This window comes from Acidobacteriota bacterium, from assembly GCA_016184105.1.
In the GTDB taxonomy this organism is placed as follows: Bacteria; Acidobacteriota; Vicinamibacteria; order Vicinamibacterales; family 2-12-FULL-66-21; genus JACPDI01.
In genome coordinates this window covers 32,494-44,567 of record JACPDI010000008.1, presented here as the reverse complement: position 1 = coordinate 44,567, position 12,074 = coordinate 32,494, and the positions used below count along the sequence as shown (strand labels likewise).

Sequence of the window (12,074 nt, the reverse complement as noted above, 5' to 3'; positions counted from 1 at the left end):
TGTACCCGCCGGGATGATAGCCGAACTCATCTCGAGCGTCCAACGGCCGCGCTGAACGCGCGCGCGCCGATCCGCTGGCGCGTGCGCCAGTACTCCGCCCACGCGTCGCGCCGCTGGCGCGCAAGACGGGCCGGCGCGGTGAGCACGGTGAGGTGGTCGGCGGACGTGTAGAACGCGGAATCCTGGTCCGCGATCCGCTCCGCCACGGCTGCCGGTGTTCTTGACGAAACTGGCCGGATCCAGGGCCTCGAGCGCCTGGCGCACGAGGCGCGCGGTCTCGATGACTCGAGGCCATGCGACGCGCGGGCCCGGGTCGATGTCGAACACGAGCCGATCCGGATGCAAAGAGCGGGCGCGCCGTCTGATACCATCCGCGTGTCTTCATGTCTCAGCTCGGCAAATTGGCGGGCGTCACCGCCCTGGTGCTGGCGTCCGCTGTTCTGTTCGCGACGGTCGCGCAGCGAAAAATGCGCGATTTCGAGGTGTATTGGGCGGCTGGCGCTCGGGCGGCGGTGGCCGAGCCGCTCTACCGCGCAACCGATGGGCACTACCGGTTCAAGTACCTGCCCGCGTTTGCCGTGGCGGTGTCACCGCTGTCGCGCGTGACCCTGCCGGCGGCCAAGGCGATCTGGATTGCGCTGTCGGTGTTCTGCCTTGCGGCGCTGGTCTGGGTCTCGGTGAGCATCGTGCCGGAGTCGTCGCTGAGCCGCCGGGCGCTGGCGGCGCTCACCGTGGCCGCCATGGCGAAGTTCTACGCCCACGAACTGGTGCTCGGCCAGGCCAACCTGCTGTTCGGCGCGTTGTGCGTCGCGGCGCTTGGCGCGCTGTTGAGGGGGCGCGACGCCGCGGGAGGAGCGGCCTTCGGCGCGGCGATACTCGTCAAGCCGTACGCGGTGGCGTTCGTGCCGTACCTGCTTGCCGTGCGCCGCTGGCGCGCCGCGGCCGCGGCGGCGCTGGCGGGCGTGGCCGTGGCCGCCTTGCCCGTGGTGGTCTACGGCGTCAGCGGCACGATCGCGCTCACGCGCGCGTGGTGGCAGACGGCGTCGGAGACGAGCGTGCCGCTGTTGACCAACGCCGACAGCATCTCCGTCTTTGCGATGTACGCGAAGTGGATCGGATGGGGCACTGCCGCCGCCACGCTCTCTGCCGCGACGATTGGCGTCCTGGCGGCCGCCTGTGTGGTGGCGCTCGCACGGCGCGGCGGGGTCCGCTCGCCGGAGGTTCTCGAGGTGGGGATGGCGCTGACGCTGATTCCGCTCGTCACGCCGCAGGGTTGGGACTACGCCCTGCTGCTGTCGACGCCGCTCGTCGCGCTGCTCATCGCGCAGGCGGCGCGCCTGCCGCGCGGCGAGCGCGCCGTCTTCATCGTGGCGCTGTTGGCCGTGGCGTTGAGCCTGTACGACGTGATGGGGCGGGCCGCGTACGCGCGGTTCATGTCGCTCGCCATCATCACGGTGTGTTACCTCGCGATCCTCGCCGTCGCGGTCAGGGTCAGGCTCCGCCGCGCCGCCTAGTGCGGCTCGAGCACCAGGCGCCGCTCCGCCGCCGCATCGACCGCCGCCCGCGAGAACCGCAGCGGACGGTACCGACCCTCGTTCCAGTCGTTCAGCAGGTCGGAGTAGCGGCCGCTGAAGATCTGTCCCGATTGCCCCAGGGGCAGGATGAACACGGACGCGTCCAGGTTCGACAGATCGACGATCTGGCGGTACGACGAGACCAGCATCTGGTCGCGCACGGGCATCGACGGGTTGACCGTGAAGGCGTCGCCGCCGCGACGCACGCGGCGGCTGAAGAACGGGCGCAGCACGGGGGAGGCCTGCAGCGGCAGGTGGGGGAACCAGACCTCGTTCTGCCGATCCCAGCGCCAGGCATCGGGATCGCCGGATCGTTGTGCGAGGCGGAGGTCGGCGAGCGCCTCCTCCAGCGCCCCTCCCAGGATATCCGGGCACGTCTCCCTTGGCGCCGTGTTCACATCGTCGCACCAGCGGGTGAGCGGATCGCGTGCGATCCCGTCGAACGCTTTTGCCACGCTGCCGGTGAACGGCCGATAGTCGTTCCAGAGCGGCTGGCCCAACTCGTCACTCACGATGCGCCGCGCCGCGCGCGCGTAGTATGCCTTGAACAGGGCGGCCGGCGCGCTGTCGGCGGCGAGCGATCGGTTCCATCTCGCGAGGCGCGCGATCGCGTCCCGCGCTGCGTCCGAGCGGGGAGCGGCCTGCAGGAGGAACGGCAAAATCGCGATCGGTTGCGCGGACCGCTGATCGGTCTGCAGCAGTTTCATGTCGTCGAGCGTGGCGCGCGGCATCGACGCCAGCACCTCGGTAATCCGCGCCGCGCGGTAGGGAGCGTCCCACGACGTGCTGACGGGGTGCGGGTAGCTGGGAGAGACAACCTGGTTGTTCGCGCTCGCGATGAAGCCGCGCGCGGGATTGAGCGTGCGCGGCAGCTCCGGCAGCGGCACGTACCCGCGCCAGTCGTTGCCCGTGGAGGAGCCGTCCACCGGCGCCCGGCCGTCACCGGCGCGCACGGGCAGCGCGCCAGGACCGAGGTACGCGATGTTGCCGTCCACGTCCGCGTACACGAAGTTCAACATCGGCAGGTGATAGCCCTCGAAGGCGGCCGCGAACCCGTCCCATGACTCGGCGCGATTGACGCGGAGGAAGGCTTCCGCGGTGCGATCCGACGGATCGTGACCGGTCCACCTCAGGGCGAGCGCCGCGCGTTCGTCGAACAGGTCCGACACCAGCGGCCCGTGGCGCGTGAGGCGGACGCGCAGCGCGACCGGTGGCGCGTCGCGAACGGCGATCGCCTCGTGCAGGATCCGCATCGGCTCCCATCGGCCGTCCACGAGCGCCTCGTCGCGCTCATTGATCCGCTCGGCAAACAGGTCCTGGACGTCGGACATCATGTTCGTGACGCCCCACGCGATCCGCTTGTTGTGGCCGATGACGACCGCCGGAGCGCCGGGTAACGTCGCGCCGATCACGTCGAGCGGCCCGCCGGTGAGGTGCGCGACGTACCAGACGGCTGGGGCCTGGGTGCCCAGGTGGGGATCGTTGGCCAGCAGCGGCTTGCCGGTCGCGGTGCGCGAACCGCTGACGACCCAGTTGTTCGAACCGCCGGGCGGAATCGGATCGGATGCGACCTTCTCGAAAAAGTTCAGCGCCGCCCTCGCGAGCGCCGCCGTTTCTTCTTTCGAGGAAACGGCATACGGGTCGGTGGGCGCTGCCGGCTGGAACTCCGGCAGCACCAGTGGGCCGCCCGCGGCATAGGCGGGCAGCAGGTCGGAGGCCCCGTCGGGGCCGACCCTGGCCGAGAGGCGCACGCGGAGCATCTCCTCCCGCCAGTTGGTGCTCATCGACCAGCCCATCACCTTCTGCCACGCGAGAACGTCCTCGGCTCTCCACGGTTCCGGTGAGAAGCGGAAGATCGCGAACTCGACGGGAAGCTTCCGGCCGCCGTGGCCTTCGAGATACGCGTTGACGCCGGCGATGTAGCGGTCCACGAGGGCCCGCGTCTCCGGCGCCATCGCCGCCACCGCGGTGCGCGCGGCGCGTGCGAACCCAATCGTCCGCATCAGCCGGTCGGTATCGACGGCGGCCGCGCCAAGGATCTCGGCGAGCCGTCCTGCCGCGAGCCGGCGCTGGAAATCCATCTGCCAGAGTCGGTCCTGCGCGTGGACGTATCCGAGCGCGAACAGGGCGTCCGCTTCGCTGCGGGCGCGGATGTGAGGCACGCCTTCCGGATCTCTGACGATTTCCACGGGCTGATGGAGCCCGCCGACATGGAGGGTCCCGGAGGTTTCCGGCAAGGACTGCCACAGCCGCCAGGCGATGGCGGCTGCGACAGCGACGGTGGTCAGCAAGAGCAGGAGGGCAACCCGGATCGACCAGCGACGCACCCGGCAATACTAGCTCAGGCGCGCCTAGTCTCGCATGAGCTGCCGGCGTTGCCGGACCAAATGCCGACGCTCGCGCATCAACTCGCGGCGGTCGCGGATCAACTCGCGGCGCTCACGCATCAACGCGCGACGCGCCCGGAACAGGCCACGGTGCTCGCGCAACAGCCTGCGCTGCTCCGGCGTGAAGATCCGGGACACTCGCTCCTGCTGGTCCAGTCGCCGCGCCTGGAGCTGGTGAGAGAGCTGAGCGACCTCGTCCCTGAGCGCGGCGATTGTTCGCTGATCCGGGTCGTCCGCCAACAGAGCTTCGCGCAACCGGCGCGTCGCCTCCTGGAGCTTCTGCGCGCCGGCGCGCTGCACGGCGCGCGTCTCCTCGCGCAGTTTCCGGATCTCGTCGCGCTGCGCGTCGGTCAGGGACCTCCGCTGGCCTCTGCACTCGTCCTCCTGCTCTGGTTAGACCGCGGCAGGCGACGGAGGTTAAAGACCGCGGAGGAGCACCGATTGCTGGCCGGCGTACACGACGACGTACCGGAGCAGGAAGCCGCCGGCCAGCACGAGCCACGCGGCGAGGGTGACCAGCGCTCGCGGCACGCGATGCGCGCGTGCGGCGCGGACCTCGATGCCGCCGGGGACGAGCAGCCCGAGGAGGACGACGCCAAGCCAGAACGGCAGCGCGCAGTCACCAGCCGCGAGCACGCCCACGCCGTGGCGCGCCGAGCTGGACGAGACGACCCCGTAAAACAGCAGGCCGCCGAGCGTGAGCGTCTCGGCGGCAATGAGCACGATGTCGGCCCTCGAGAGCGCGGGGTGCTCCGCCGCCGGCGTGATGAGCATCAGGGCCGCCGCTGCGGAAGAGAGCGCTGAAAGCACGAACAGCACGGCGAGCGCCGGCGTGTTCCACAACGGCCGGGCGACGAGCACGCCCAGGAGAACGGCCGTGTAGACGGCCACGGCGAGGCCGAGCGGCAGGCCGGCGACAGCCAGCCGGCGTGCCCACGCATCCCCGTGCGGCACGCGCCAGCGCCGCCAGCGGGCGGGCAGCTGGAGGTACGCGTAGAACAGCGTCACGGCGGAGAACAGGGCGAGCAGCCAGCTCCCGATCCACATCGGCGAGAGCGGCCTCAGGGCGACGAACAGCTTCCAGAAGAGCAGCGGCCGGCCGAGATCGAACACGAGCAGCGCCGTGCCAGCGATGACCGGCAACGGCGCGAGGAACGCACCACGGCGGACGATTGCCGTATACCGATCGCCGCGTCCCAGCAGCATGGCGGTGGCCGACAGCATCATCGCGCCGGCGCTCAGCCCGCCGCAGAACAAGTAGATGACGATCAGCAGGCCCCAGGAGGGTTCGTCGTGCACCAGGTCACCTCATGAAAGATAGAAAATCTTCGGTCGAGTTGCCGCTTCCGGCTTCAGGACCGCCCCGCCGCGTTCGGCCGCGAGCCGCGAGACGGGCGCCTGCGCATCATCGAGGTCGCCGAAGACCCGTACCTTCGCCGGACAGGTGAGTACGCACGCGGGTTGCTGCCGGTGCGCGACGCGATGGACGCAGAACGTGCACTTGTCGACGGTGCCCGAGTCCTCATCGAAGTAACGCGCGTCGTAGGGGCACGACTCGATGCAGTATCGGCACCCGATGCAGTCGTCCGGGTTGAGGAGCACGACACCGTCGGCATCGACGTAGCTCGCTCCCGTCGGGCAGACCCGGACGCACGGGGCGTTCTCGCAGTGCATGCACTGTCCGGGCTCAATCCGGACGCCGATGCCGGGGAAGGTCCCGGCCTCGCGCTCCGCGACCCAGTTGCGGCTCCGGCCGGTGGGCACTTCGTTCTCGGCCTTGCAGGCCACGAGGCACGCGCCGCAGTGCAGGCACCGCTGCGTGTCGACCACCATGCCCAGTCTCATACGCGCTCCACGGTCACGAACGTCTCATGCAGGGCCGCGTTGCCGCTGATGCGGTCCCAGCGCGGCTCGATCAAGTCCTGGTCGCTCGCGCCGCGGCCGAAGGCGCGGCGCAGCGCGGAGGTCGTGTGGCCGAAGCCGTGCGGCAGGTGCACGCAGTCGGGGCGGATGCGGCCGGTGACGAATGCCCGCACCTTCACCTCGCCGATGCGGCTGCGGACGCGCACCTGGTCGCCGTCGGCGATGCCTTTCGACTCGGCGACCGCCCGGTTGATCCACAGGCGGTTCTCCGCGCACAGTTCGTGCAGCCACTCGTTGTTCTGGTTGGCCGCGTGCGTGAACAGCGCCTGCTTGCCCGGCAGCAGGCGGAACTGTCCGCCGGGCGGCTGCGCAGGCGGTGCGTACTCCGGGAGGGGAGGGTAGCCGTTCCTGCGCAGCCGCTCGTTGGCCAGCTCGATCTTTCCGGACGGCGTCCGGAACCTGAACTCGGGGTTGCGCGTGACGCCGTACTGCCGCGCGGTGCGGTTCGACCACACGCCGGTCGCCTCGAACGCGGATCGATCGATCCCGTGCGGCGCGAGCTGCGCCGCGATGTACTGATCGATGTCGAAATCGAAGTAGCGGCCGAGACCGGTGCGCGCCGCGAGCCCCTTCATGATGTCGAGGCACGGCCGCGTGGAGAACTGCGGCTTGACGACCTGCTGGCGCAGCGCGGCGAACGCGTACGGCACGCTGAATTCCTCGATCGGGTCGGTCCGCTCGAGATACGTGGACTCCGGCAGGATCACGTCGGCGAGCCACCCGCTGTCTGTCGGCTGGATGTCGATGACCGCCACGAACTCCATCTTGCGGAACATCTGTTCGGTGAGGCGCCGGTCCGGGAGGGTGTGCATCGGGTTGTGCTTGAACATCATCCAGCCCCGCACCGGGTAGGGCCGGTCCGCGAGCACGGCGTCGCGCAACTCGATGTACGCGCCATCTTCCGCACTCGCGAGCGGATGCCGTTCGGCGATGGCGTCCACGCGTTCGGCGTCGGGCCACGGGTATTCCGGCGGCTCGGGCGCGCCGAGGTCGAGCTTCTCGTTGGGAACCACCCCGCCCGGCGTGTCCCAGTTCCCGACCAGGACATTCGCGATCGCCATTGCCTGCCGCATCTCGGTGTCGTTCTGATACCAGGAAGTCCGCCGCCCGCGGTAAATCACGGCCTTCGGCGCGCGCGCGGCGAACTCGCGGGCGATCGCGCGAATGCGATCGGCAGGAATCTCGGTCTCGGCCGCCGCCCACTCGGGCGAAAACCGCGTCACGTGCGCCGCAAGCTCCTCGAATCCGTGCGTGTAGGCTTCGACGAACGCTCGGTCGTAGAGCTGCTCCTCGATGAGGACGTGAATCAGGGCGAGATAGAAGGCCAGGTCGGTGCCGGGACGAATCGGCAACCACTCGTCGGCCTTGGACGCGGTCACGGTGAACCGCGGATCGAGGTACACGAGTTTGGCCTTCCGCTGCCTCAGGCCGTCGCTCAGGTCCACGCTGTCCGGCGTGATGAACGACTCGAAGCGGTTCGCGCCGCTGGCAATCACGTAGTCGGCGTGCGCGAGGTCGAACTCGGGCACCGTGCCGTAGGTGATGAACCACGCCAGGTTGCTCGAGCTGAGGCAGACGCTCGGGTGGCGCACGAGGTTCGGCGAGCCCCAGGCCTGCGCGAGCGAACGGAAGAACCGCTCCTGGAACGATTCGCACGAGCTGAAGAGCACCCCCTGCGGCCCGTAGCGCTCCCGGATCGCCAGCAGCCGCTCGGCGGTGAAATCAAGCGCCTCCTTCCACGTCGCCTTGCGCCACGCGCCCGATCCGCGCTCGCCGGTGCGGATCAGCGGATGTTTCAGCCGGTCGGGGTCGTACAGCGTCTTCACGCCGGCGTTCCCCTTCGCGCAGAGCATGCCGCGCGATTTCGGGAACGCGGGGTTCGGCTCGAGCTTGACGATGCGGCCGCGCGCGACGTGCGCGATGATGCCGCACTTGTTCACGCAGTTGTCGCAGATGCTGAACACCTTCGTCGTCGCTCCGCGGGCGGCGACGCGCGCCGAAGGCGCGTTGTCTATTTGCAGGAGTTTCCGGACGCGGCCGCAGCCGGCCGCGGTCAGGCCGACGGCGCCGGCACCCGCGAGGGTGCCGGCGCCCGCGACACGGATAAATCGACGCCGGTTCATGGGTGTCAGAAGCGGACGCCGAAGGCGACCCGCAGGTTGAACATGTCCTTGTACGTGGGGAAGCCGAGCATCGGCGTCTCGTCGAGCCTCTTCGGCGCGCCGAGATGCCAGCCGCTGCCGCTGTACTCGTAGTCGTACTGCAGCCCCGAGACCCGCAGCTGCCCGTACTTGCCGATCTGCTGGTTCACGTAGACTTCGTACACGTTGCCGCGGGTCTGCAGCTTGGAGAGCAGGATCTCGTCAGCGGCGTGCGTGAAGTTGAACCAGTACCGGCTCCCGCGGTTGAACTCGGCCCCGACCTGCGTCTGCCCGAAGTCGTACCGCAGGCCGGTATACACGGACCACGCGTCGTGTGATTCGGGAACGGAGAACGGGTCGGTCAGCAATCCGCCGAACGGCGTCGTGATGTCCTCGGGATGCGACCACATGCCGGCGACCGAGCCGAACCATTTCACGGGCCCTTCTGTCCGCTCGATGGCGAGCGCGGCAAGATCGATGTCGCCGATGTTGGACGACGGCGTGAAGCGCATCACCGCCGGTCCCGGCGCGGCGTTGCCGGTCACCGGATCCACCGGCATTACGACGAGCGAGTTGAACCCGTCGGTCACGCGCATCGCGCGGAGCACTGTCGCCTGGACGAACGTGGTGTCGGTGGAGTACAGGTCCAGGTTGAGGCCGCCGAAGTGCACGTCCTTGAGGCGATCGCCCGGCGCCTTGAGCTGATCGCCGCTGCCGAACCCGGATTCGTACCCGAGGCCGTAGCAGAAGCGCCAGATGGCGTTCTTCATCTTGTCGCCGAAGGCGTAGCCGACCGTGACGCCGTCGAACTGGTAGTCAACCACGTGGCCGAGCGGCGTGCCCCCGCGCAGGCGCCCTTCGCGCATCTCGGTCGGGGGACCGCCCGTCGAGGGGCGGCGGCCAACCGAAAGGTAGAGCCCCGTTCCGCCGATCTGGTTCCAGTCGAAGTACGCGCGATCGACGCGGACGATGTCGCTGTTCGGGACGCCGATGGTGGTGCCGTCGATGTTGATGGACGTGGGCTGCCCGTTGAACACCTGCACGCCGGCGCTGTCGCCCCACGCCTTGTACATCGCGAGGCGGCCGGAGAAGGAGAGTCCCTTCGCGAGGTCGGTCTTCATGTTCACGCGGATGCGCGTCGTGTACAGGATGTTGTTGGTGTAGTCCTGCTCGGCGCGCAGCGTCGCGGGCATCAGCATCTGCATCATCGCGGCCTGCTGCGCCGCGGGGAACTGGGCCATCGCCGCCTTCAAGTCCGCGAAGGTGAGGCGGCTCGTGAACAGGAGATAGTCGGCGTAGTGGGCGGCCACGTTGTTGTCGAGGACCGCGTAGATGGACGACGGGTCGGCGCTCGCCGGCGTCGGGAACGCGCCCTGGTTCGTCATCATGAAGAACATCGAGTCCACGATGCCCTTCTGCAGCTTCAGCCCGTCGAAGTACGGCGCCTGCGTGCCGTTCAGGGTGTCGCTCGCGATGCGGATCTCGCCGGTGAAGTTAATCCGATCGAGCGCGGCCTTCCGCTCGAGCGGCTCGATCCGCGCCTCCTGCTCCTGTTGCGCGGTTTCCTGCGCGGCAAGCTTGTCGCGCAGGGCCGCGAGCGTGGGCGGCGTCTTCAGCGCGGCGAGCTGCTGCTCGAGCTGCTCGACCTGCAGGCGCAGCGCCGCCTCGGTCGCGGCAGCCTGCACGCTGTTCTGCGTCTCCTGGGCTCGCGCGGGCACGGCGAGCAGCGCGGCTGCGGCGGCAGCGACGGCAACGCGTGTGAGAGTTCGCATCGCGCCTCCTACTTGAGGCCGCACGTCTCGGGCTGGTCCGAGTCCGCGGCATGAGAGACGAGGAAGTGCTGGATGTCGGCGACGTCGGCCGGCAGCAGCAACCGGCCGGTCTTCTCCGTCACGCGCGGAAGCATCTTGGCGACGTCCTTCTTGAACGCGCGCTCCCATTGCGCCTGCGTCTTGGTGAGCGGCGACAGATCCTTGGCCGCGCCTTTCGGCACGTGGCAGCTCTTGCAGGCGGTGCGGAAGAGCGACTTGCCACGATTTGGATTCGCGCCGCCCGCGAAGGCGACGCCGGTGATGACCAGGGTCGCGGCAACGAGGGCGGCGACCGGCGCCCATGAACGAGTAGTCATGAATGAAAGCTCCGCACGTGTGGGGGGCAACGAACATGCCCATGGGAGCGGCCGGAAATCGTCCGAAAGCCGGGGAAGGAGGGGAGGAATGAAACGGAGTGTTGCGCGAGGGCTGAAACGCCCCGTTTCAGCGCAACAACATGTTCAGCGCGGCTCGAGCAGTCTGAACGCCCTCATCCGGCGCCAGAGGGTCGTCCGGCTGATGCCGAGCGCGCGCGCGGCGCGCGAGGCGTTCCAGCGGTGCGCCTCGAGCACGCGGCGTAACTGCGCGGCCGGAGTGTCCGGGGGCGCCGGCGGCGACTCTTCGCCGGAGGTTCCGGGTGATTCGTCCGGTGGCTGGAGCTGTCGCAGCGGCGCCGGCAGGAACCGCCGCTCGATCCGGCTCGTCGTCGTGGACACCATCGCGTATTCGATGGCGTGCTCCAGCTCGCGTACGTTGCCCGGCCAGGCATACTGCAGCATCAGCGCGAGCGCCCGGTTCGAGATCCCCTCGAAGGCGTCCTCGCGACCCGCGAAGTGGCGCGGCCGGTACTTGGCGATGAAGTGCTCCACGAGCAGGGGAATGTCCTCCACGCGGCTTCGAAGCGGCGGGACGGCGATGGGCACGACCGCCAGGCGATAGTAGAGGTCCTCCCGGAAGCGCTCTTCGTGCACGAGGCGGAGGAGGTCGCGGTTCGTCGCCGCGATGATGCGGACATCCGCGCGCCTGGTGCGGCTGTCGCCCACACGCTCGAACGTCTTCTCCTGCAGGACGCGGAGCAGCTTGGCCTGAAACGCCGGCGTCGTGTCGCCGATCTCGTCCAGGAAGATCGTGCCCCCGGCCGCCACCTCGAAGCGCCCCGGCTTATCAGAGACCGCACCGGTGTAGGCGCCGCGCACGTGGCCGAACAGCTCGCTCTCCAGCAGGTTGTCGTTGAGCGCGGCGCAGTTGAGCGTGAGGAACGGCTTGTCGCGCCGCGCGCTCGCGTTGTGGATGGCGCGCGCGACCAGCTCCTTGCCGGTGCCGGTCTCGCCGCTGATGAGCACGGTGGCGTCGGTGTCGGCCACCGCGTCGATGGCGTCAACGAGCTGGCGCATCGCCGCGCTCCGGCCCACCAGATCGTGCGTCGTGAACCGCTCGTTCACCGCCCGGCGCAGCTGCTCGATCTCGGTTTGATCGCGCACGACGCCGATGAGGCCCTCGACCCCGCCGTGGGCATCATGCAGGAACGCGGTTGTCACCGACACCGCGACGCTCGAACCGTCCGCCCGCCGGACCAGCTCGCGGCAGCGCTCGACGACCGCGCCGCGCTCGAGCGTCCAACGCATCGGGCAGTCGGTCGCGCACTTGGAGCCGCGAAACACCTGGCTGCACGCGCGCCCGACCGCCGCGGCCGCCTCGATCCCGACAAGCCGCTCCATACGGGGCGAGAGCGATCGGATCACCATGTGGCGATCGACCGTGAAAATGCCGTCGGCGATCGAGTCGATCACCTGTTCGGTCTTGTCCTTCTCGCGCCGAATGGCGTCGGCGACTTCGTGAAGCTCCAGGATGATGTCGCGGAGCTTGTCCATGCCGCGGAAGTTCTCGAGCACGCCAATCGTGCGGCCGCTCTGGTCCCGGACCGGCGACGCGGTGAGGCAGAACGTGTGCTCTGCGCCCGTGGTGGCCGGCAAATCGACATTGAAGTGGGCTTCGGGGCATTCGAGGTCCGCCCAGTTGGCGGGATCGAGCCGCGCCGCAGACTCCGCATCCAGCAGGTCGGTCCACCTCCGGCCTCGCAACGCATCGGGCGTGCGGCCGAACAACTCCGCGAGCCGGTCGTTCGCATAGACGATGCGCCCGTCGAGATCGAGCAGCGCGATCGCGTCGGCGATGTTTCCAAGAATGATCTCGGCGGTGGGAGGAGTAGAGGTCGGCGCCATGCCGCCCGGGGCGTAT

10 protein-coding genes are annotated in these 12,074 nt (G+C 69.1%); 1 reads left to right on the top strand and 9 read right to left on the bottom strand.

Annotation, left to right across the window (positions count from 1 at the left end):
* Positions 1 to 26: 26 nt before the first annotated feature.
* On the bottom strand, positions 27 to 206 hold the full coding sequence (locus HYU53_02305; GenBank protein MBI2220023.1) for a hypothetical protein: 180 nt from the start codon (positions 204 to 206) through the stop codon (positions 27 to 29).
* A gap of 177 nt (positions 207 to 383) precedes the next feature.
* On the opposite strand from HYU53_02305, the gene HYU53_02300 reads away from it, so the two are divergent.
* Complete coding sequence (locus HYU53_02300) at positions 384 to 1,514, top strand: DUF2029 domain-containing protein (GenBank protein ID MBI2220022.1); 1,131 nt, start codon at positions 384 to 386, stop codon at positions 1,512 to 1,514.
* Here HYU53_02300 and HYU53_02295 read toward each other — a convergent pair.
* From HYU53_02295 to HYU53_02260, 8 genes are all read right to left on the bottom strand, one after another.
* Entirely contained in the window at positions 1,511 to 3,901 is a 2,391-nt protein-coding gene (locus HYU53_02295) for a penicillin acylase family protein (protein ID MBI2220021.1), read from the bottom strand. The genes HYU53_02300 and HYU53_02295 overlap by 4 nt on opposite strands.
* A gap of 24 nt (positions 3,902 to 3,925) precedes the next feature.
* The gene (locus tag HYU53_02290) at positions 3,926 to 4,315 is read right to left on the bottom strand and encodes a Spy/CpxP family protein refolding chaperone (GenBank protein ID MBI2220020.1); all 390 of its coding nucleotides are present in this window, start codon (positions 4,313 to 4,315) and stop codon (positions 3,926 to 3,928) included.
* A gap of 63 nt (positions 4,316 to 4,378) precedes the next feature.
* Entirely contained in the window at positions 4,379 to 5,260 is an 882-nt protein-coding gene (gene nrfD, locus HYU53_02285; GenBank protein MBI2220019.1) for a polysulfide reductase NrfD, read from the bottom strand.
* Positions 5,261 to 5,269: 9 nt separating this feature from the next.
* Positions 5,270 to 5,806 (bottom strand): 4Fe-4S dicluster domain-containing protein, encoded by a 537-nt coding sequence (locus HYU53_02280; protein ID MBI2220018.1) that lies wholly within the window; start codon positions 5,804 to 5,806, stop codon positions 5,270 to 5,272.
* A complete protein-coding gene (locus tag HYU53_02275; protein ID MBI2220017.1) occupies positions 5,803 to 8,007 on the bottom strand; it encodes a molybdopterin-dependent oxidoreductase in 2,205 nt (734 codons plus the stop codon). The genes HYU53_02280 and HYU53_02275 overlap by 4 nt, the downstream gene beginning before the upstream one ends.
* Before the next feature lie 5 nt (positions 8,008 to 8,012).
* Entirely contained in the window at positions 8,013 to 9,797 is a 1,785-nt protein-coding gene (locus HYU53_02270) for a DUF3373 family protein (GenBank protein ID MBI2220016.1), read from the bottom strand.
* 8 nt (positions 9,798 to 9,805) lie between these two features.
* Positions 9,806 to 10,153 (bottom strand): cytochrome c, encoded by a 348-nt coding sequence (locus tag HYU53_02265; protein MBI2220015.1) that lies wholly within the window; start codon positions 10,151 to 10,153, stop codon positions 9,806 to 9,808.
* Between the two features lie 144 nt (positions 10,154 to 10,297).
* Positions 10,298 to 12,058, bottom strand: a complete 1,761-nt coding sequence (locus HYU53_02260) for a sigma 54-interacting transcriptional regulator (GenBank protein MBI2220014.1) — start codon at positions 12,056 to 12,058, stop codon at positions 10,298 to 10,300.
* Positions 12,059 to 12,074: the final 16 nt, after the last annotated feature.

Excerpts from the sequence above, each read along its gene's own strand:
- HYU53_02300 (MBI2220022.1), top strand. The coding sequence starts at position 384 with ATGTCTCAGCTCGGCAAATTGGCGGGCGTCACCGCCCTGGTGCTGGCG.
- HYU53_02280 (MBI2220018.1), bottom strand. The coding sequence starts at position 5,806 with ATGAGACTGGGCATGGTGGTCGACACGCAGCGGTGCCTGCACTGCGGC.
- HYU53_02275 (MBI2220017.1), bottom strand. The coding sequence starts at position 8,007 with ATGAACCGGCGTCGATTTATCCGTGTCGCGGGCGCCGGCACCCTCGCG.
- HYU53_02270 (MBI2220016.1), bottom strand. The coding sequence starts at position 9,797 with ATGCGAACTCTCACACGCGTTGCCGTCGCTGCCGCCGCAGCCGCGCTG.
- HYU53_02265 (MBI2220015.1), bottom strand. The coding sequence starts at position 10,153 with ATGACTACTCGTTCATGGGCGCCGGTCGCCGCCCTCGTTGCCGCGACC.
- HYU53_02260 (MBI2220014.1), bottom strand. The coding sequence starts at position 12,058 with ATGGCGCCGACCTCTACTCCTCCCACCGCCGAGATCATTCTTGGAAAC.